Genomic DNA, 19836 nt, shown 5'->3' with positions numbered 1-19836 from the left:
TTCTTAACCTTTTTGTGTATATATTTCAAATTAAGTTCTCCAAATTCATTCACAGATGTCTTCAAATACTGTAAATCAAAGAGTTAATTTTGCTTCGACTAAGAATCCGCTTGAATATCCGGATTTCCTGGAAGTACAATTGAAGTCATTCCAAGACTTTCTACAATTAGATACCCCACCTGAAAAGCGCAAGAATGAGGGTTTGTATAAAGTATTTGCTGAAAACTTCCCTATTGCCGATACAAGAAACAATTTTGTTCTTGAGTTTTTGGATTATTATATTGATCCGCCGCGCTATACCATCGATGATTGTATAGAGCGTGGGCTCACATATAGTGTTCCTTTGAAAGCGAAACTTAAGCTGTACTGTACCGACCCCGATCACGAGGATTTTGATACAGTTATTCAGGACGTATTCCTCGGCCCGATCCCTTATATGACTGATAAGGCTACTTTCGTCATTAACGGTGCCGAACGTGTAGTTGTGTCACAGCTTCACCGTTCTCCGGGTGTGTTCTTCGGTCAGAGTGTACATGCCAATGGTACGAAACTTTACTCGGCTCGTATTATTCCGTTTAAAGGTTCGTGGATTGAGTTTGCTACCGACATCAATAATGTGATGTACGCATACATCGACCGTAAGAAGAAATTGCCGGTAACTACTTTGTTACGCGCGATTGGCTTCGAGAACGATAAGGATATTCTTGAGATTTTCAACCTTGCAGAAGATGTTAAGGTAAACAAAACAAATCTGAAGAGAGTTCTGGGTCGTAAGTTAGCTGCACGTGTTTTGAAAACATGGATTGAAGATTTCGTTGATGAAGATACCGGTGAAGTGGTTTCTATCGAACGTAACGAGGTTATTATCGACCGTGAAACCGTACTGGAGGAAGTACATATTGATGAAATTCTGGAATCGGGAGTTCAAAACATCCTTTTGCATAAGGACGAGCCGAATCAATCTGATTTCTCTATTATATATAATACTCTGCAGAAGGACCCGAGTAACTCGGAAAAAGAAGCTGTGTTGTATATCTATCGTCAATTGCGTAACGCCGATCCGGCCGATGATGCAAGTGCACGTGAAGTTATCAACAACTTGTTCTTCTCAGAAAAACGATATGACCTTGGTGATGTAGGTCGTTACAGAATCAACAAGAAACTGAATCTGACGACTGATATGGACGTGCGTGTCCTCACGAAGGAAGATATCATTGAAATCATCAAATATCTGATTGAGTTGATTAATTCAAAAGCAGATGTGGATGATATTGACCACTTGAGCAACCGTCGTGTACGTACAGTAGGTGAACAGCTTTCTAACCAGTTTGCTGTTGGTCTGGCTCGTATGTCTCGTACGATTCGTGAACGTATGAACGTTCGTGACAATGAAGTATTTACTCCGATTGATTTGATCAATGCGAAGACTATTTCTTCTGTGATCAATTCTTTCTTTGGAACAAATGCTTTGTCACAGTTCATGGACCAGACAAACCCGTTGGCTGAAATTACGCACAAGCGCCGTATGTCTGCCCTAGGTCCTGGTGGTCTTTCTCGTGAACGTGCCGGATTTGAGGTTCGTGACGTTCACTATACACACTACGGTCGTCTTTGTCCGATTGAGACTCCTGAAGGTCCGAATATCGGTTTGATTTCTTCCTTGTGTGTATTCGCTAAAATTAATGAGCTGGGATTCATTGAAACTCCGTACCGTAAGGTGGAAAACGGAAAAGTGGATCTTTCCGATAATGGTCTGGTTTATCTGACTGCTGAAGAAGAAGAAGAAAAGATTATTGCACAGGGTAATGCTCCGTTGAATGATGACGGTACATTTGTTCGCAATAAAGTTAAATCTCGTCAGGACGCTGACTTCCCGGTTGTAGAACCGTCTGAAGTAGATTTGATGGACGTTTCTCCTCAGCAGATTGCATCGATTGCTGCTTCACTGATTCCGTTCCTGGAACATGATGATGCTAACCGTGCATTGATGGGATCAAACATGATGCGCCAGGCAGTTCCTTTGTTGAGAAGTGAAGCTCCGATTGTAGGTACAGGTATCGAACGACAGTTAGTGAGAGACTCTCGCACGCAGATTACTGCAGAAGGCGATGGTGTTGTTGACTTCGTTGATGCTACTACGATCCGTATTTTGTATGACCGTACAGAGGACGAAGAATTTGTAAGCTTCGAGCCTGCTTTGAAAGAATATAGAATTCCGAAGTTCCGTAAGACGAACCAGAACATGACAATTGACTTGCGTCCGATTTGTGACAAAGGTCAGCGCGTGAAGAAGGGTGATATCCTGACTGAAGGTTATTCTACCGAAAAGGGTGAATTAGCTTTGGGTAAAAACCTGTTGGTTGCTTATATGCCATGGAAGGGATATAACTATGAGGATGCTATCGTATTGAACGAACGCGTGGTTCGCGAGGACTTGTTGACTTCTGTTCACGTAGAAGAATACTCTCTGGAAGTTCGTGAAACGAAGCGCGGTATGGAAGAATTGACTTCTGATATTCCGAATGTAAGTGAGGAAGCTACTAAAGACCTGGATGAAAACGGTATCGTAAGAATTGGTGCGCGTATCGAACCGGGTGATATCATGATCGGTAAGATTACTCCGAAAGGTGAATCTGATCCTTCTCCGGAAGAAAAACTGCTTCGTGCTATCTTCGGTGATAAGGCAGGTGATGTGAAAGATGCTTCTTTAAAAGCTTCTCCTTCTTTGAAAGGTGTTGTTATTGATAAGAAACTTTTCTCACGTGTAATTAAGAACCGTAGCTCTAAACTGGCGGATAAAGCATTGTTGCCTAAGATTGACGATGAGTTTGAATCAAAGGTTGCAGACTTGAAACGTATTCTGGTTAAGAAACTGATGACTTTGACTGAAGGCAAGGTTTCTCAGGGTGTGAAAGACTACTTAGGAGCAGAAGTTATTGCTAAGGGATCTAAGTTCAGTGCTTCTGATTTTGATTCACTCGACTTTACTTCTATTCAGCTGAGTAACTGGACTAGTGATGACCATACTAATGGTATGGTTCGTGATCTGGTTATGAACTTTATCAAGAAATACAAAGAGCTGGATGCTGAATTGAAACGTAAGAAGTTTGCTATCACTATCGGTGATGAACTTCCGGCTGGTATCATTCAGATGGCTAAAGTATATATTGCTAAGAAACGTAAGATTGGTGTAGGTGATAAGATGGCAGGTCGTCACGGTAACAAGGGTATCGTGTCACGTGTTGTTCGTCAGGAAGATATGCCGTTCCTGGCAGATGGTACTCCGGTTGACATTGTACTGAATCCGTTGGGTGTGCCTTCTCGTATGAACATTGGTCAGATTTTTGAAGCTGTATTAGGTCGCGCCGGAAAAACTTTGGGCGTGAAATTTGCAACTCCTATTTTTGACGGTGCTACGATGGACGACTTGGATCAGTGGACAGACAAAGCGGGATTGCCACGTTACTGTAAAACTTATCTTTGTGATGGTGGTACAGGTGAGCAATTTGACCAGGCAGCAACCGTAGGTGTGACTTATATGCTGAAGCTGGGGCACATGGTTGAAGACAAGATGCACGCTCGTTCTATCGGTCCGTACTCATTGATTACTCAGCAACCTCTTGGCGGTAAAGCACAATTCGGTGGTCAGCGTTTCGGAGAAATGGAGGTTTGGGCACTCGAAGGCTTCGGTGCTGCTCATATCCTGCAGGAAATCTTGACTATTAAGTCTGACGACGTAGTAGGACGTTCTAAGGCTTATGAAGCAATTGTGAAAGGTGAACCGATGCCGCAACCCGGTATTCCGGAATCCTTGAACGTATTGTTACACGAGTTGAGAGGTTTAGGTTTGAGTATCAACCTAGAATAAAATAATGAAAGAATGCAGGATGTCAATAGGCCGATGAAGGTCTGTTGACATTCGCATCTTCTTCAATTTCCAATGATTCAATTATCAAATCTCAATTATATAGAGTATGGCTTTTAGAAAAGAAAATAAGACGAAAAGCAATTTCTCGAAGATCTCAATTGGTCTGGCTTCTCCGGAAGAAATCCTAGAGAATTCGAGTGGTGAAGTTTTGAAGCCTGAAACCATAAATTACCGTACGTACAAACCCGAACGCGATGGTTTGTTCTGCGAGCGCATTTTTGGTCCTATTAAGGATTACGAATGTCATTGCGGTAAATATAAGCGTATCCGTTATAAAGGTATCGTCTGCGACCGTTGTGGTGTAGAAGTTACAGAAAAGAAAGTACGCCGTGAACGTATGGGACATATACAGCTGGTGGTGCCGGTGGCACACATCTGGTATTTCCGTTCGCTTCCAAATAAGATCGGTTATTTGCTCGGACTGCCGACAAAGAAGCTGGATTCGATTATATATTACGAACGTTATGTTGTAATTCAGCCGGGTGTAAAGGCTGAAGATGGCATTGCCGAATATGATTTACTTTCTGAAGAAGAATATCTGGATATTCTGGATACACTTCCGAAGGACAATCAATATCTGGAGGATAATGATCCGAATAAGTTCATCGCTAAGATGGGAGCTGAAGCAATCTATGATTTGCTGGCTCGTTTGGATCTGGATGCTCTGTCTTATGAATTGCGTCACCGTGCAGGCAATGATGCTTCACAGCAACGTAAGAATGAGGCATTGAAACGTCTTCAGGTTGTAGAATCGTTCCGTGCATCACGTGGACGTAACAAGCCGGAATGGATGATTGTACGTATCGTACCGGTTATTCCGCCCGAACTCCGTCCATTGGTTCCATTGGATGGTGGTCGTTTTGCTACTTCCGACTTGAATGACCTTTATCGTCGTGTTATCATTCGTAACAACCGTCTGAAGAGATTGATCGAAATCAAAGCTCCGGAAGTAATCTTGCGTAATGAGAAACGTATGCTTCAGGAATCTGTAGACTCATTGTTCGATAATTCACGTAAATCAAGTGCAGTGAAGACGGATGCTAACCGCCCGTTGAAATCACTGTCTGATAGCTTGAAAGGTAAACAAGGACGTTTCCGTCAGAACTTGCTGGGTAAACGTGTTGACTACTCTGCACGTTCGGTAATTGTCGTTGGTCCGGAACTGAAGATGGGTGAGTGCGGTATTCCTAAATTGATGGCTGCCGAACTTTATAAGCCGTTTATTATCCGTAAACTCATTGAACGTGGTATCGTTAAGACGGTGAAATCTGCAAAGAAGATTGTAGATCGTAAGGAAGCTGTGATCTGGGATATTCTGGAACACGTAATGAAAGGACATCCTGTACTGTTGAATCGTGCTCCGACATTGCACCGTTTGGGTATCCAGGCATTCCAGCCGAAGATGATTGAAGGTAAAGCTATTCAGTTGCACCCGTTGGCATGTACGGCATTCAACGCCGACTTCGACGGTGACCAGATGGCTGTTCACTTGCCTTTGAGTAACGAAGCTATTCTTGAAGCTCAGATGTTGATGCTTCAGTCACATAATATCCTGAATCCGGCAAACGGTGCGCCTATTACTGTGCCTGCACAGGATATGGTTCTTGGTTTGTATTACATTACCAAGTTGCGTGCCGGTGCTAAGGGAGAAGGACTTACATTCTACGGACCGGAAGAAGCATTAATCGCTTATAATGAAGGTAAGGTAGATATTCATGCTCCGGTAAAGGTGATCGTGAAAGACGTTGATGAAAATGGTAACATTGTTGACGTTATGCGTGAAACTTCTGTAGGACGTGTGATTGTTAATGAAATTGTTCCTCCTGAAGCAGGTTATATCAATACGATTATTTCTAAGAAATCTCTTCGTGATATCATTAGTGATGTAATCAAGGTTTGTGGTGTGGCTAAAGCTGCAGACTTCTTGGATGGAATCAAGAACTTAGGTTACCAAATGGCCTTTAAGGGTGGTTTGTCATTCAACTTGGGTGATATTATTATCCCGAAAGAAAAAGAGACATTGGTACAAAAAGGTTACGACGAAGTTGAACAAGTCGTAAACAACTATAATATGGGTTTCATTACCAACAACGAACGTTATAATCAGGTAATTGATATCTGGACGCATGTGAACTCTGAGTTGTCTAACATCTTGATGAAAACTATTTCTTCGGATGACCAAGGATTCAACTCTGTATACATGATGCTGGATTCGGGTGCCCGTGGTTCTAAAGAACAGATTCGTCAGTTGTCCGGTATGCGTGGTTTGATGGCTAAGCCCCAGAAAGCTGGTGCTGAAGGTGGTCAGATTATTGAAAACCCGATCTTGTCAAACTTTAAAGAGGGACTTTCTGTGTTGGAGTACTTTATCTCTACTCACGGTGCCCGTAAAGGTTTGGCGGATACCGCTTTGAAGACTGCCGATGCTGGATATTTGACTCGTCGTCTGGTAGACGTTTCTCACGACGTGATCATCACGGAAGAAGACTGCGGTACACTTCGTGGATTGGTTTGTACAGACTTGAAGAATAACGATGAAGTAATCGCTACCCTGTATGAACGTATCTTAGGGCGTGTTTCCGTACATGATATTATTCATCCTACTACAGGTGAATTGCTTGTTGCCGGTGGTGAAGAAATCACAGAAGAAGTTGCTAAGAAGATTCAGGATTCTCCGATTGAAAGCGTTGAAATCCGTTCTGTATTGACTTGTGAAGCGAAGAAGGGTGTTTGTGCTAAGTGTTACGGACGTAACCTGGCAACAAGCCGCATGGTTCAGAAGGGTGAGGCTGTCGGTGTAATTGCTGCTCAGTCAATCGGTGAGCCGGGTACACAGTTGACATTGCGTACATTCCACGCCGGTGGTACTGCTGCGAATATTGCGGCAAATGCAAGTATTGTGGCTAAGAACAGTGCTCGTCTGGAATTTGAAGAACTTCGTACGGTAGATATCGTAGACGAAATGGGTGAAGCTGCAAAAGTAGTGGTAGGCCGTTTGGCTGAAGTTCGTTTTGTGGACGTAAATACAGGTATCGTTCTTTCTACACACAATGTACCTTATGGTTCTACATTATATGTATCGGATGGTGATCTGGTTGAAAAGGGTAAGTTAATTGCTAAATGGGACCCGTTCAATGCCGTTATTATAACTGAAGCAACTGGTAAGATTGAATTCGAAGGTGTAATTGAGAATGTTACTTATAAAGTGGAATCGGATGAAGCAACCGGTCTTCGTGAAATCATCATTATTGAATCTAAGGATAAAACGAAAGTTCCTTCGGCTCATATCCTGACAGAAGACGGCGATTTGATTCGTACTTATAACTTACCGGTAGGTGGTCACGTGATTATTGAAAATGGTCAGAAAGTGAAAGCCGGTGAAGTAATCGTGAAGATTCCGCGTGCTGTAGGTAAGGCGGGTGATATTACGGGTGGTCTTCCTCGTGTTACTGAGTTGTTTGAAGCACGTAATCCGTCTAACCCTGCTGTCGTTTCTGAAATTGACGGTGAGGTTACAATGGGTAAGATCAAGCGTGGTAACCGTGAAATCATCGTAACTTCGAAAACAGGTGAGGTGAAGAAATATCTTGTTGCATTGTCCAAACAGATTCTGGTACAGGAGAACGACTATGTGCGTGCTGGTACTCCATTATCTGATGGTGCTACTACTCCGGCTGATATCCTGGCAATTAAAGGTCCTACGGCTGTACAGGAATATATTGTGAATGAAGTTCAGGATGTATACCGTCTGCAGGGTGTGAAGATCAACGATAAGCATTTTGAGATTATCGTTCGCCAGATGATGCGTAAGGTTCAGATCGATGAGCCGGGTGATACTCGCTTCTTGGAACAACAGGTAGTGGATAAGCTTGAGTTTATGGAAGAGAACGATCGTATCTGGGGTAAGAAAGTGGTTGTTGATGCAGGTGATTCTCAGAATATGCAGCCGGGACAGATTGTGACTGCCCGTAAGTTGCGTGATGAGAACAGTATGCTGAAGCGCCGTGACTTGAAACCTGTTGAGGTACGTGATGCTGTAGCTGCAACTTCTACTCAGATTCTTCAGGGTATTACGCGTGCTGCACTGCAGACTTCAAGCTTTATGTCAGCTGCATCCTTCCAGGAAACAACGAAGGTGTTGAATGAGGCTGCTATCAATGGCAAGACAGATAAACTTGAAGGAATGAAGGAAAACGTAATTTGCGGTCACTTAATTCCGGCAGGTACAGGTCAGCGTGAATTCGAAAAGATTATCGTTGGTTCAAAAGAAGAGTATGATCGTATCTTGGCGAACAAGAAGACAGTACTTGATTATAATGAAGTAGAATAATACAATTCAATTGACTATATGAAAAAGGAGCGATTGCTGTAACAGGCAGTTGCTCCTTTTTTTTGTTTCTTTTACCTGGCTGTATCATTCTTATCTCGATAAAATTTTGTTATTTTGCAAAATAACATTTTATCTTATTTAATATGGAAGAACAAAATAACAACCAGTTGCAGATCGAATTGAAAGAAGAAGTAGCGCAAGGAACTTACGCAAATCTTGCAATCATTACTCATTCAAGCTCAGAGTTTATTTTAGACTTTGTACGGGTTATGCCGGGAGTGCCGAAAGCAGGAGTGCAATCTCGTATTATAGTAGCTCCTGAACACGCAAAACGCTTGTTGCGGGCATTGGAGGATAACATAGCAAAGTATGAACGTGCTTTTGGACCTATTCGTATTTCTGAAGAGTCACCGATGCCTCCGCTAAGTGTTGTAAAAGGCGAAGCATGAGGTTGATATAAAAACATTAAAAAAGAAAAAAAAGTTGTAGCGCATTGAATATTCAAATATTATTCGTATTTTTGCAGCCCAAAATGTATAGTTACGAAATTAATATAACAATAATATAAATCAAAAAACAATTAAAATGCCTACAATTCAGCAATTAGTAAGAAAAGGACGCGAAGCGCTGGTGGAGAAAAGTAAATCTCCAGCCTTGGATTCATGTCCTCAAAGACGTGGCGTTTGCGTGAGAGTATATACTACTACTCCGAAGAAGCCGAACTCTGCAATGCGTAAAGTAGCTCGTGTACGTTTGACTAACCAAAAAGAGGTTAACTCATACATTCCGGGAGAAGGACACAACTTGCAGGAACACTCAATCGTTTTGGTACGTGGCGGTCGTGTAAAAGACCTTCCTGGTGTACGTTACCACATTGTACGTGGTACACTTGATACTGCAGGTGTTGCTGGTCGTACTCAAAGACGTTCTAAATACGGAGCTAAGCGTCCGAAACCAGGACAAGCTGCGCCGGCTAAGAAAAAATAAGGATTAAAACCTAATTAGAATTAAAGTAATAACTTACGTTTTAGTTTGTTGGAAATGCTAAAGGTTGAGTAAATTCTCCGGTGGGAGAGTTGAAGAAGTCAAGAAGTAGACAACCAAGAACAAAAAACATTATTTTTCAAACAAATGAGAAAAGCAAAACCCAAAAAACGCGTAATCCTTCCGGATCCCGTTTTTAATGACCAAAAGGTTTCTAAGTTTGTAAACCATTTGATGTATGATGGTAAAAAGAATGCGTCTTATGAAATCTTTTATGCCGCTCTGGAAACAGTGAAAGCAAAACTTCCTAACGAAGAAAAATCAGCTCTCGAAATCTGGAAAAAGGCTTTGGATAATGTAACTCCGCAAGTAGAAGTAAAATCTCGTCGTGTAGGTGGTGCTACCTTCCAGGTTCCTACTGAAATCCGTCCTGATCGTAAAGAATCGGTTTCAATGAAAAACTTGATTCTGTTTGCTCGCAAAAGAGGTGGTAAATCTATGGCAGACAAATTGGCTGCTGAAATCATGGATGCCTTTAACGAACAAGGTGGCGCATACAAACGTAAAGAAGATATGCATAGAATGGCTGAAGCTAACCGTGCATTTGCCCATTTCAGATTCTAATACTATAAGAATATAACCGATTTAGATTGAAAACTTAAAGTAAAGGAATAAGAAAATGGCAAAGACAGATTTACATTTGACTCGTAATATCGGTATCATGGCTCACATTGATGCCGGAAAAACAACAACTTCTGAACGTATCCTGTTCTACACTGGATTGACTCACAAAATTGGTGAGGTACACGATGGTGCTGCAACAATGGACTGGATGGAACAGGAGCAAGAACGTGGTATTACTATTACATCTGCTGCAACAACAACAAGATGGAAATATGCTGGTGATACTTATAAAATCAACTTGATTGACACTCCGGGACACGTTGACTTTACTGCTGAAGTAGAACGTTCGTTACGTATTCTGGATGGTGCTGTGGCTGCTTACTGTGCAGTAGGTGGTGTAGAACCTCAATCAGAAACTGTATGGCGTCAAGCTGATAAGTATAATGTGCCACGTATTGCGTACGTAAACAAAATGGACCGTTCGGGTGCTGACTTCTTTGAGGTTGTACGCCAGATGAAAGCTGTTTTGGGTGCTAATCCTTGTCCAATCGTTGTTCCTATTGGTGCTGAAGAAACCTTCAAAGGTCTGGTAGACTTGATTAAAATGAAAGCTATCTATTGGCATGATGAAACAATGGGAGCTGACTATACAGTTGAAGAAATACCGGCAGATCTCGTTGATGAAGCAAATGAATGGAGAGATAAAATGCTTGAAAAGGTAGCTGAGTTTGACGATGCTTTGATGGAGAAATATTTCGACGATCCTTCTACTATTACAGAAGAAGAAGTGTTGAGAGCCCTCCGCAATGCAACAGTTCAGATGGCAGTTGTACCAATGTTGTGTGGCTCTTCATTTAAGAATAAGGGTGTTCAGACATTGTTGGACTATGTTTGTGCTTTCTTGCCTTCTCCATTGGATACTGAGAATGTGATTGGTACAAATCCGAATACAGGTGCAGAAGAAGATCGTAAACCGAGTGATGATGAGAAAACATCAGCTTTGGCATTTAAGATTGCTACTGACCCTTATGTAGGTCGTTTGACTTTCTTCCGTGTATATTCGGGTAAGATTGAAGCTGGTTCTTATATCTATAATTCTCGCTCTGGTAAGAAAGAACGTGTTTCTCGTCTGTTCCAGATGCATTCAAACAAGCAGAATCCGGTTGAAGTAATCGGTGCTGGTGATATTGGTGCAGGTGTAGGTTTTAAAGATATTCATACCGGTGATACGCTTTGTGATGAAACAGCTCCGATCGTATTAGAGTCTATGGACTTCCCGGAACCGGTAATCGGTATTGCAGTTGAGCCTAAAACTCAGAAAGACATGGATAAATTGTCTAACGGTTTGGCTAAGCTCGCTGAAGAAGATCCGACATTTACAGTTAAGACTGATGAGCAAACAGGACAGACTGTAATCTCTGGTATGGGTGAGTTACACTTGGATATCATTATTGACCGTTTGAAACGTGAATTTAAAGTAGAATGTAACCAAGGTAAACCTCAGGTTAATTATAAAGAAGCTATCACTAAGACAGTTGATCTTCGTGAAGTTTATAAGAAACAGTCTGGTGGTCGTGGTAAGTTTGCAGATATCATCGTTAAGATCGGTCCTGTTGATGAAGATTTCAAAGAAGGCGGATTGCAGTTTATCGATGAAGTGAAGGGCGGTAATATTCCTAAAGAATTTATTCCTTCAGTTCAGAAAGGTTTCACAAGCGCAATGAAGAACGGTGTGTTGGCCGGATATCCGTTGGATTCAATGAAAGTAACTTTGATTGATGGTTCATTCCACCCGGTTGACTCTGACCAGTTGTCTTTCGAAATTTGTGCTATTCAGGCATATAAGAATGCATGTGCTAAAGCAGGTCCGGTATTGATGGAGCCTATCATGAAGCTGGAGGTTGTTACTCCGGAAGAAAACATGGGTGATGTGATTGGTGACTTGAATAAGCGTCGTGGTCAGGTTGAAGGTATGGAATCTAGCCGCTCCGGTGCTCGTATCGTGAAAGCAATGGTGCCACTGGCTGAAATGTTTGGCTATGTAACAGCGTTACGTACTATTACATCTGGTCGCGCAACTTCATCAATGGTATATTCTCATCACGCTCAAGTTTCTAACTCTATTGCTAAGGCAGTATTGGAAGAAGTAAAAGGACGTGCTGATTTACTCTAAAAGAATATCAAAAGCAGCAGGCTAGCGAATGACTCTTAGCCTGCCGCTTTCTCTTATTTATAAATATATTAATTTAAAACCATAATGAGTCAGAAAATTAGAATTAAATTGAAATCTTACGACCACAACTTGGTTGACAAGTCAGCTGAGAAGATTGTAAGAACCGTAAAGGCTACGGGTGCTATTGTTAGTGGTCCAATTCCTCTGCCTACGCACAAGCGTATCTTTACAGTGAACCGCTCGACTTTCGTTAACAAGAAGTCACGTGAACAGTTTGAACTCTCTTCTTATAAGAGATTGATCGACATCTATAGCTCAACTGCTAAGACGGTAGATGCTCTTATGAAGCTTGAGTTGCCGAGTGGTGTGGAAGTAGAAATTAAAGTTTGATAATTAAAAATTAGTGAAATGCCAGGATTATTAGGAAAAAAAATCGGAATGACATCCGTTTTCAGTGCTGATGGTAAGAATGTACCATGCACTGTTATCGAAGCAGGTCCTTGTGTTGTTACTCAGGTTAAAACTGTCGAAAAAGATGGCTATGCAGCTGTTCAGTTGGGTTTCCAGGACAAAAAGGAAAAACATACAACTAAACCGTTGATGGGCCACTTCAAGAGAGCTGGAGTAACACCGAAGAGACACTTGGCCGAGTTCAAAGAATTTGAGACAGAGTTGAATCTGGGTGATACTATTACTGTAGAAATGTTCAATGACGCTACTTTCGTAGACGTTGTCGGAACTTCTAAAGGTAAAGGTTTCCAGGGGGTAGTTAAGAGACATGGTTTCGGTGGTGTAGGTCAAGCTACTCACGGTCAGCACAACCGTGCTCGTAAGCCGGGTTCTATCGGTGCTTGTTCTTATCCAGCTAAAGTATTCAAAGGAATGCGCATGGGCGGACAGCTCGGTGGTGACAGAGTTACTGTTCAAAACTTGCAGGTATTAAAAGTAATCGCGGATCATAACCTTCTTTTGATCAAAGGTTCTATCCCGGGTTGCAAAGGTTCAATCGTAATAATTGAGAAATAATGGAAGTTAACGTATATAACATTAAAGGTGAAGACACTGGGAGAAAGGTTACGTTAAACGAATCTATCTTCGGAATTGAGCCCAACGACCACGCTATCTATTTGGATGTAAAGCAATTTATGGCCAACCAGCGTCAGGGTACTCATAAGTCAAAAGAAAGAAGTGAAATCAGTGGCTCTACTCGTAAGATCGGTCGCCAGAAAGGTGGTGGTGGAGCACGTCGTGGTGATATGAATTCACCGGTGCTCGTTGGTGGTGCTCGTGTTTTTGGTCCGAAGCCAAGAGACTACTTCTTCAAGTTGAATAAAAAAGTTAAGACATTGGCTCGTAAGTCAGCATTGTCTTATAAAGTTCAGAACAACGCGCTTATTGTTGTTGAAGACTTCGTTTTTGAAGCTCCTAAGACAAAAGATTTCGTTGCTATGACAAAAAATCTTAAAGTTTCCGATAAAAAGCTACTTGTAATTTTACCGGAAGCAAATAAAAACGTATATTTGTCAGCTCGTAACATAGAGGGTGCAAACGTGCAGACTGTCTCAGGATTAAATACTTACAGAGTATTGAATGCTGGGGTTGTTGTGCTTACAGAAAACTCTCTGAAGGCTATTGACAATATCTTAATTTAAAAAGGAGGCTTAAATAATGGGAATTATTATTAAACCGTTGGTAACAGAGAAAATGACTGCAATCACTGATAAGCTGAATCGTTTCGGCTTTGTTGTACGTCCTGATGCTAACAAACTGGAAATTAAGAAGGAAGTTGAAGCTCTTTATAATGTTACTGTAGTTGATGTGAATACAGTGAAGTATGCTGGCAAAAATAAAAGCCGTTATACTAAAGCAGGTATCATCAATGGCCGTACGAATGCATTCAAAAAAGCAATCGTAACATTGAAAGAAGGAGATACTATTGATTTTTATAGTAATATTTAATAAAAATGGCAGTACGTAAATTAAAGCCCACAACACCGGGGCAAAGACATAAAATTATTGGTACTTTCGAAGAAATTACTGCATCAGTACCAGAAAAGTCTCTTGTATATGGTAAGAAATCATCTGGTGGTCGTAACAACGAAGGTAAGATGACTATGCGCTACATTGGTGGCGGTCATAGAAAGGTGATTAGAATTGTTGATTTCAAGAGAAACAAAGACGGTGTACCAGCAGTGGTTAAGACAATTGAATACGATCCGAATCGTTCGGCTCGTATCGCTTTGTTATATTACGCTGATGGAGAAAAAAGATATATTATTGCTCCCAATGGATTGCAAGTTGGTGCGACTCTGATGTCGGGTGAAACAGCAGCGCCAGAGATTGGTAATACTCTTCCCCTTCAGAACATTCCGGTTGGTACTGTAATTCACAATATTGAGTTACGTCCGGGACAGGGTGCTGCTCTGGTTAGATCAGCTGGAAACTTTGCTCAGTTAACTTCTCGTGAGGGTAAGTATTGTGTGATTAAATTGCCTTCAGGTGAAGTAAGACAGATTCTTAGCACTTGTAAAGCTACTATCGGTAGTGTTGGTAACTCAGATCATGGATTGGAACGCTCAGGTAAGGCTGGACGCTCTCGTTGGCAAGGTCGTCGTCCTCGTAACCGTGGTGTTGTAATGAACCCGGTTGATCACCCGATGGGTGGTGGTGAAGGACGTTCTTCCGGAGGACATCCAAGATCTCGTAAGGGATTGTACGCTAAGGGACTTAAGACTAGAGCTCCTAAGAAACAATCGTCTAAGTACATTATTGAGAGAAGAAAAAAGTAATCTGATTAATTGAGTAAACTATGAGTCGTTCATTAAAAAAAGGTCCATATATTAACGTAAAGCTTGAAAAGAGAATTTTTGCCATGAATGAATCCGGCAAAAAAGTCGTAGTAAAGACATGGGCCAGAGCTTCAATGATTTCGCCTGATTTTGTAGGCCATACAGTTGCAGTTCACAATGGAAATAAATTTATTCCTGTATATGTTACCGAAAATATGGTAGGACACAAGTTGGGCGAATTTGCTCCAACTCGTACATTCAGAGGACACGCTGGTAACAAGAAAAGATAACAGGAATTATTTGAAATAATAAAGTAATAAATATAATGGGAGCAAGAAAAAAAATATCGGCTGAAAAAAGAAAAGAAGCCCTTAAGACCATGTATTTTGCTAAATTGCAAAATGTTCCTACTTCTCCACGTAAGATGCGCTTAGTTGCTGATATGATTCGTGGTATGGAAGTGAACAGAGCACTTGGTGTTTTGAAATTTTCTTCAAAAGAAGCTGCTGCAAGAGTGGAAAAATTGCTTCGCTCTGCAATTGCTAACTGGGAACAGAAAAACGAACGTAAAGCAGAAAGCGGCGAGTTGTTCGTAACGCAGATTTTTGTTGATGGTGGCGCTACACTCAAAAGAATGAGACCGGCACCGCAGGGTAGAGGTTATAGAATTCGCAAACGTTCAAATCACGTAACATTGTTCGTTGGTGCTAAAAGTAATAACGAAGATCAAAATTAAGGTAGATGGGACAAAAAGTTAATCCAATAAGCAACCGTTTAGGAATTATCAGAGGATGGGATTCTAACTGGTATGGTGGAAATGATTACGGTGATTCTTTGCTGGAAGATAGCAAAATCCGTAAATATCTTAATGCAAGACTTGCAAAGGCAAGTGTATCAAGAATCGTAATTGAACGTACGCTGAAGCTCGTTACTATTACTGTTTGCACTGCTCGCCCGGGTATTATCATCGGTAAAGGTGGCCAAGAAGTTGATAAGTTAAAAGAAGAGTTGAAGAAGGTTACCGACAAAGATATTCAGATTAATATCTTTGAAGTGAAAAGACCGGAACTGGATGCTGTAATTGTTGCTAACAATATTGCTCGCCAGGTAGAAGGTAAAATTGCCTATCGCCGTGCCATTAAAATGGCTATCGCAAATACAATGCGTATGGGTGCTGAAGGTATCAAAATTCAGATTTCAGGACGTTTGAATGGAGCTGAAATGGCTCGTTCTGAAATGTATAAAGAAGGAAGAACTCCGTTGCACACTTTCAGAGCTGATATCGACTACTGTCATGCAGAAGCATTGACTAAAGTGGGTCTTTTAGGTATCAAAGTTTGGATTTGTAGAGGTGAAGTGTTTGGTAAGAAAGAATTAGCTCCGAACTTTACACAAAGCAAAGAAAGTGGTCGTGGAAACAATGGTGGAAACAACGGCGGAAAGAACTTCAAAAGAAAGAAAAATAATCGCTAAACGAATTTGAATTTTAGGAAACTATGTTACAACCGAAAAAGACAAAATTCAGAAGACAACAAAAAGGCCGTGCAAAAGGTAATGCTCAGAGAGGCAACCAGCTGGCTTTCGGTTCTTTTGGCATTAAGGCTTTGGAAACTAAATGGATTACAGGCCGTCAGATCGAAGCTGCTCGTATTGCAGTAACAAGATATATGCAACGTCAAGGACAGATCTGGATCCGTATATTCCCGGATAAACCAATTACTAGAAAACCTGCCGATGTGCGTATGGGTAAAGGTAAGGGTGCTCCTGAGGGATTTGTGGCTCCTGTAACTCCAGGTAGAATCATTATTGAAGCTGAAGGAGTATCTTACGAAATCGCGAAAGAAGCATTGCGCTTAGCTGCTCAAAAGCTTCCTATTACAACGAAGTTTGTCGTAAGACGTGATTATGATATTCAAAATCAAAATGCGTAAGGTTTATGAAAATTGCAGAAATTAAAGAAATGACTACTAATGATTTAGTAGAAAGAGTAGAGGCAGAAACAGCTAATTATAACCAGATGGTTATCAATCATTCTATTTCTCCTTTGGAAAATCCTGCTCAAATCAAACAATTACGCAGGACTATTGCGCGTATGAAAACAGAATTACGCCAAAGAGAACTTAACAATAAATGATCAGCTTGATGGAAGCAAGAAATTTAAGAAAAGAAAGAACAGGGGTTGTATTGAGCAACAAGATGGAAAAAACTATCACAGTTGCTGCCAAGTTTAAAGAAAAACACCCTATATATGGTAAGTTCGTTAGTAAAACGAAGAAGTACCATGCTCATGATGAAAAGAATGAATGCAATATCGGTGATACTGTACGCATCATGGAAACTCGTCCTTTGAGCAAGACTAAAAGATGGAGATTAGTAGAAATAATTGAAAGAGCTAAGTAATTATGATACAAGTAGAATCCAGACTTACAGTATGTGATAACAGTGGAGCTAAAGAAGCTTTGTGTATCCGTGTATTGGGTGGCACAGGTCGTCGTTACGCTTCAGTAGGAGATGTTATTGTAGTTTCCGTAAAGAGTGTTATCCCTTCGAGTGATGTTAAAAAAGGTGCAGTATCAAAGGCTTTGATTGTACGTACGAAGAAAGAAATCCGTCGTCCTGATGGTTCTTATATACGTTTTGATGATAATGCTTGCGTGTTGCTTAATAATGCAGGTGAAATTAGAGGAAGTCGTATTTTCGGTCCTGTAGCAAGAGAACTTCGTGCTACAAACATGAAGGTTGTGTCACTTGCGCCTGAGGTACTTTAATTTTGTAAAAGATTTGAGTAATGAGTAAATTACATATTAAAAAAGGCGATACAGTTTACGTAAATGCTGGCGAAGATAAGGGCAAAACTGGTCGTGTATTGAAGGTTCTTGTTAAAGAAGGTCGTGCAATCGTTGAGGGTATCAATATGGTATCTAAGAGCACTAAGCCGAATGCAAAGAATCCGCAGGGTGGTATTGTGAAGCAAGAAGCTTCTATCCACATTTCAAACTTGAACCCGGTTGATCCAAAAACTGGTAAAGCAACACGTATTGGGAGAAGAAAGAGTTCTGAAGGAACTTTAGTGCGTTATTCTAAAAAATCAGGAGAGGAGATTTAGTAATGAGTAATACTGCTAGCCTAAAGAAAGAATATGCAGATCGTATTGCACCTGCATTGAAATCACAATTCCAGTATTCTTCAACGATGCAGGTACCCGTACTTAAGAAGATTGTTATCAATCAAGGTTTAGGTATGGCTGTTGCTGATAAGAAGATTATTGAAGTAGCAATCAATGAAATGACAGCTATCACTGGTCAGAAGGCCGTAGCTACCATTTCTCGTAAAGATATCGCAAACTTTAAGTTACGTAAAAAAATGCCGATTGGCGTTATGGTAACTTTGCGTCGTGAGAGAATGTATGAATTCTTGGAAAAACTAGTTCGTGTAGCTCTTCCTCGTATTCGTGACTTCAAAGGTATCGAAAGTAAGTTTGATGGTAAAGGTAACTATACCCTTGGTATTCAGGAACAAATCATTTTCCCTGAAATAAATATCGATAGTATTACAAGAATTCTCGGAATGAATATTACCTTTGTAACCTCTGCGGAGACAGATGAAGAAGGTTATGCCTTGTTGAAGGAATTCGGTTTACCTTTTAAAAACGCTAAAAAAGATTAATAGAATATGGCAAAGGAATCAATGAAGGCACGTGAAGTAAAGCGTGCTAAATTAGTAGCCAGATACGCCGAGAAAAGAGCTGCTTTGAAGCAAATCGTGAGAACAGGTGAACCTGCCGATGCTTTTGAAGCTGCACAGAAATTGCAAGAGTTGCCTAAGAATTCAAATCCGATTCGTATGCACAACCGTTGCAAACTGACTGGTCGTCCAAAAGGTTATATCCGTCAGTTCGGAATTTCAAGAATCCAGTTCCGTGAGATGGCATCTAACGGTCTGATCCCGGGCGTAAAGAAAGCAAGCTGGTAATTATTGTTTAAATATTGTCAGGGAAGTCCTGATTAATTTAATTTATTTTTATATGACTGATCCAATAGCAGATTATTTGACGAGGTTGCGGAACGCAATTGGTGCTAAGCACAGAGTTGTAGAAGTTCCCGCTTCGAACTTGAAAAAAGAAATCACTAAGATTCTTTTTGAAAAAGGCTACATTCTTAACTATAAGTTTGTAGAAGATGGTCCTCAAGGAACTATCAAGGTTGCCTTGAAGTATGATTCTGTTAACAAAGTTAACGCAATCAAAAAATTAGAAAGAGTATCTTCTCCGGGTATGCGTAAGTATACTGGTTACAAAGATATGCCGCGTGTTATTAATGGGCTGGGTATTGCTATAATATCTACTTCCAAAGGTGTAATGACTAACAAAGAAGCTGCTGAACTGAAAATCGGTGGTGAAGTCTTGTGTTACGTATATTAATTTAGGAGGAATAAGCAATGTCAAGAATAGGAAAATTACCCATTAGTATCCCTGCTGGAGTGACAGTCACTCTGAAGGATGATGTGGTTACCGTAAAGGGACCCAAAGGCGAACTTAGCCAATATGTGAATCCTGCTATCAATGTTGCCATTGAAGACGGACACGTGACTTTAACAGAAAACGAAAAAGAAATGATTGATAACCCGAAGCAAAAACATGCTTTCCACGGTTTGTATCGTTCTTTAGTTCATAACATGGTTGTGGGCGTGTCTGAAGGATATAAAAAGGAACTGGAACTTGTCGGTGTAGGTTACCGTGCTTCTAACCAAGGTAACATCATTGAACTGGCTTTAGGTTATACACACAATATTTTCATTCAATTGCCTGCTGAGGTGAAAGTTGAAACTAAGTCTGAAAGAAATAAGAACCCTCTTATTATATTGGAATCGTGTGACAAACAATTGCTTGGTCAAGTTTGCTCTAAAATACGTTCTTTCCGTAAACCTGAACCATATAAGGGTAAAGGTATTAAGTTTGTTGGCGAAGTAATTCGTAGAAAGTCTGGTAAATCAGCCGGCGCTAAGTAAA

At 40.9% G+C, this 19836-nt stretch carries 23 protein-coding genes; all 23 read left to right on the top strand.

The features are described 5' to 3' along the window. Positions 1-55: 55 nt before the first annotated feature. Positions 56-3868, top strand: coding sequence for a DNA-directed RNA polymerase subunit beta (rpoB, locus tag ACHLI0_RS11285; RefSeq protein WP_008762029.1), 3813 nt, complete (start codon positions 56-58; stop codon positions 3866-3868). Positions 3869-3974: 106 nt separating this feature from the next. After that, a complete protein-coding gene (gene rpoC, locus ACHLI0_RS11280; RefSeq protein ID WP_008762030.1) occupies positions 3975-8258 on the top strand; it encodes a DNA-directed RNA polymerase subunit beta' in 4284 nt (1427 codons plus the stop codon). Positions 8259-8401: 143 nt separating this feature from the next. After that, on the top strand, positions 8402-8707 hold the full coding sequence (locus ACHLI0_RS11275; RefSeq protein WP_008762031.1) for a DUF3467 domain-containing protein: 306 nt from the start codon (positions 8402-8404) through the stop codon (positions 8705-8707). A 136-nt stretch (positions 8708-8843) separates the two neighbouring features. Beyond that, positions 8844-9245 carry a 30S ribosomal protein S12 gene (rpsL, locus tag ACHLI0_RS11270; RefSeq protein WP_055221655.1) on the top strand — a complete coding sequence of 134 codons (402 nt, stop codon included), beginning with the start codon at positions 8844-8846 and terminating at the stop codon, positions 9243-9245. Positions 9246-9389: 144 nt separating this feature from the next. After that, positions 9390-9866, top strand: coding sequence for a 30S ribosomal protein S7 (gene rpsG / locus ACHLI0_RS11265; RefSeq protein ID WP_008762032.1), 477 nt, complete (start codon positions 9390-9392; stop codon positions 9864-9866). Between the two features lie 55 nt (positions 9867-9921). Continuing rightward, complete coding sequence (fusA, locus tag ACHLI0_RS11260; protein ID WP_008762033.1) at positions 9922-12039, top strand: elongation factor G; 2118 nt, start codon at positions 9922-9924, stop codon at positions 12037-12039. An 84-nt stretch (positions 12040-12123) separates the two neighbouring features. Further along, positions 12124-12429 carry a 30S ribosomal protein S10 gene (gene rpsJ, locus ACHLI0_RS11255; protein ID WP_002558075.1) on the top strand — a complete coding sequence of 102 codons (306 nt, stop codon included), beginning with the start codon at positions 12124-12126 and terminating at the stop codon, positions 12427-12429. 18 nt (positions 12430-12447) lie between these two features. Next, complete coding sequence (gene rplC, locus ACHLI0_RS11250; protein WP_008762034.1) at positions 12448-13065, top strand: 50S ribosomal protein L3; 618 nt, start codon at positions 12448-12450, stop codon at positions 13063-13065. Next, positions 13065-13691, top strand: a complete 627-nt coding sequence (gene rplD, locus ACHLI0_RS11245) for a 50S ribosomal protein L4 (RefSeq protein WP_008762035.1) — start codon at positions 13065-13067, stop codon at positions 13689-13691. Before rplC ends, rplD begins: the two co-directional genes overlap by 1 nt. A gap of 16 nt (positions 13692-13707) precedes the next feature. Beyond that, positions 13708-13998: a 50S ribosomal protein L23 gene (gene rplW, locus ACHLI0_RS11240; protein WP_007747932.1), complete on the top strand. Its 291-nt coding sequence runs from the start codon at positions 13708-13710 to the stop codon at positions 13996-13998. 5 nt (positions 13999-14003) lie between these two features. After that, a complete protein-coding gene (gene rplB, locus ACHLI0_RS11235) occupies positions 14004-14828 on the top strand; it encodes a 50S ribosomal protein L2 (RefSeq protein ID WP_008765427.1) in 825 nt (274 codons plus the stop codon). Between the two features lie 20 nt (positions 14829-14848). After that, a complete protein-coding gene (gene rpsS, locus ACHLI0_RS11230) occupies positions 14849-15118 on the top strand; it encodes a 30S ribosomal protein S19 (RefSeq protein WP_008762037.1) in 270 nt (89 codons plus the stop codon). Between the two features lie 35 nt (positions 15119-15153). After that, positions 15154-15564 (top strand): 50S ribosomal protein L22, encoded by a 411-nt coding sequence (gene rplV, locus ACHLI0_RS11225; protein ID WP_004296344.1) that lies wholly within the window; start codon positions 15154-15156, stop codon positions 15562-15564. A 5-nt stretch (positions 15565-15569) separates the two neighbouring features. After that, positions 15570-16301, top strand: coding sequence for a 30S ribosomal protein S3 (gene rpsC, locus ACHLI0_RS11220; protein WP_008762038.1), 732 nt, complete (start codon positions 15570-15572; stop codon positions 16299-16301). A 23-nt stretch (positions 16302-16324) separates the two neighbouring features. Beyond that, entirely contained in the window at positions 16325-16759 is a 435-nt protein-coding gene (rplP, locus tag ACHLI0_RS11215) for a 50S ribosomal protein L16 (protein ID WP_002558067.1), read from the top strand. A gap of 5 nt (positions 16760-16764) precedes the next feature. Continuing rightward, on the top strand, positions 16765-16962 hold the full coding sequence (gene rpmC, locus ACHLI0_RS11210) for a 50S ribosomal protein L29 (protein ID WP_008762039.1): 198 nt from the start codon (positions 16765-16767) through the stop codon (positions 16960-16962). Then, positions 16959-17228 (top strand): 30S ribosomal protein S17, encoded by a 270-nt coding sequence (gene rpsQ, locus ACHLI0_RS11205; RefSeq protein WP_008762040.1) that lies wholly within the window; start codon positions 16959-16961, stop codon positions 17226-17228. Before rpmC ends, rpsQ begins: the two co-directional genes overlap by 4 nt. A 2-nt stretch (positions 17229-17230) precedes the next feature. After that, positions 17231-17596, top strand: a complete 366-nt coding sequence (gene rplN / locus ACHLI0_RS11200) for a 50S ribosomal protein L14 (RefSeq protein WP_004296340.1) — start codon at positions 17231-17233, stop codon at positions 17594-17596. A 20-nt stretch (positions 17597-17616) separates the two neighbouring features. Further along, on the top strand, positions 17617-17934 hold the full coding sequence (gene rplX / locus ACHLI0_RS11195; RefSeq protein ID WP_008762041.1) for a 50S ribosomal protein L24: 318 nt from the start codon (positions 17617-17619) through the stop codon (positions 17932-17934). 2 nt (positions 17935-17936) lie between these two features. Continuing rightward, positions 17937-18494 (top strand): 50S ribosomal protein L5, encoded by a 558-nt coding sequence (rplE, locus tag ACHLI0_RS11190; protein ID WP_005675434.1) that lies wholly within the window; start codon positions 17937-17939, stop codon positions 18492-18494. A gap of 6 nt (positions 18495-18500) precedes the next feature. Then, positions 18501-18800, top strand: a complete 300-nt coding sequence (gene rpsN / locus ACHLI0_RS11185; protein ID WP_008762042.1) for a 30S ribosomal protein S14 — start codon at positions 18501-18503, stop codon at positions 18798-18800. Between the two features lie 52 nt (positions 18801-18852). Further along, positions 18853-19248, top strand: a complete 396-nt coding sequence (gene rpsH, locus ACHLI0_RS11180) for a 30S ribosomal protein S8 (RefSeq protein WP_008762043.1) — start codon at positions 18853-18855, stop codon at positions 19246-19248. A gap of 17 nt (positions 19249-19265) precedes the next feature. Beyond that, positions 19266-19835, top strand: a complete 570-nt coding sequence (rplF, locus tag ACHLI0_RS11175; RefSeq protein WP_008765429.1) for a 50S ribosomal protein L6 — start codon at positions 19266-19268, stop codon at positions 19833-19835. The last annotated feature ends 1 nt before the right edge of the window (position 19836 follow it).

Source organism: Bacteroides sp. RCH18 (assembly GCF_058231005.1).
This window is presented reverse-complemented; position numbering and strand designations above follow the sequence as displayed.

Bases quoted from the DNA above. Each gene is read 5' to 3' on its own strand.
- rpoB (WP_008762029.1), top strand. From the start codon at position 56: ATGTCTTCAAATACTGTAAATCAAAGAGTTAATTTTGCTTCGACTAAG.
- rpoC (WP_008762030.1), top strand. From the start codon at position 3,975: ATGGCTTTTAGAAAAGAAAATAAGACGAAAAGCAATTTCTCGAAGATC.
- ACHLI0_RS11275 (WP_008762031.1), top strand. From the start codon at position 8,402: ATGGAAGAACAAAATAACAACCAGTTGCAGATCGAATTGAAAGAAGAA.
- rpsL (WP_055221655.1), top strand. From the start codon at position 8,844: ATGCCTACAATTCAGCAATTAGTAAGAAAAGGACGCGAAGCGCTGGTG.
- rpsG (WP_008762032.1), top strand. From the start codon at position 9,390: ATGAGAAAAGCAAAACCCAAAAAACGCGTAATCCTTCCGGATCCCGTT.
- fusA (WP_008762033.1), top strand. From the start codon at position 9,922: ATGGCAAAGACAGATTTACATTTGACTCGTAATATCGGTATCATGGCT.
- rpsJ (WP_002558075.1), top strand. From the start codon at position 12,124: ATGAGTCAGAAAATTAGAATTAAATTGAAATCTTACGACCACAACTTG.
- rplC (WP_008762034.1), top strand. From the start codon at position 12,448: ATGCCAGGATTATTAGGAAAAAAAATCGGAATGACATCCGTTTTCAGT.
- rplD (WP_008762035.1), top strand. From the start codon at position 13,065: ATGGAAGTTAACGTATATAACATTAAAGGTGAAGACACTGGGAGAAAG.
- rplW (WP_007747932.1), top strand. From the start codon at position 13,708: ATGGGAATTATTATTAAACCGTTGGTAACAGAGAAAATGACTGCAATC.
- rplB (WP_008765427.1), top strand. From the start codon at position 14,004: ATGGCAGTACGTAAATTAAAGCCCACAACACCGGGGCAAAGACATAAA.
- rpsS (WP_008762037.1), top strand. From the start codon at position 14,849: ATGAGTCGTTCATTAAAAAAAGGTCCATATATTAACGTAAAGCTTGAA.
- rplV (WP_004296344.1), top strand. From the start codon at position 15,154: ATGGGAGCAAGAAAAAAAATATCGGCTGAAAAAAGAAAAGAAGCCCTT.
- rpsC (WP_008762038.1), top strand. From the start codon at position 15,570: ATGGGACAAAAAGTTAATCCAATAAGCAACCGTTTAGGAATTATCAGA.
- rplP (WP_002558067.1), top strand. From the start codon at position 16,325: ATGTTACAACCGAAAAAGACAAAATTCAGAAGACAACAAAAAGGCCGT.
- rpmC (WP_008762039.1), top strand. From the start codon at position 16,765: ATGAAAATTGCAGAAATTAAAGAAATGACTACTAATGATTTAGTAGAA.
- rpsQ (WP_008762040.1), top strand. From the start codon at position 16,959: ATGATCAGCTTGATGGAAGCAAGAAATTTAAGAAAAGAAAGAACAGGG.
- rplN (WP_004296340.1), top strand. From the start codon at position 17,231: ATGATACAAGTAGAATCCAGACTTACAGTATGTGATAACAGTGGAGCT.
- rplX (WP_008762041.1), top strand. From the start codon at position 17,617: ATGAGTAAATTACATATTAAAAAAGGCGATACAGTTTACGTAAATGCT.
- rplE (WP_005675434.1), top strand. From the start codon at position 17,937: ATGAGTAATACTGCTAGCCTAAAGAAAGAATATGCAGATCGTATTGCA.
- rpsN (WP_008762042.1), top strand. From the start codon at position 18,501: ATGGCAAAGGAATCAATGAAGGCACGTGAAGTAAAGCGTGCTAAATTA.
- rpsH (WP_008762043.1), top strand. From the start codon at position 18,853: ATGACTGATCCAATAGCAGATTATTTGACGAGGTTGCGGAACGCAATT.
- rplF (WP_008765429.1), top strand. From the start codon at position 19,266: ATGTCAAGAATAGGAAAATTACCCATTAGTATCCCTGCTGGAGTGACA.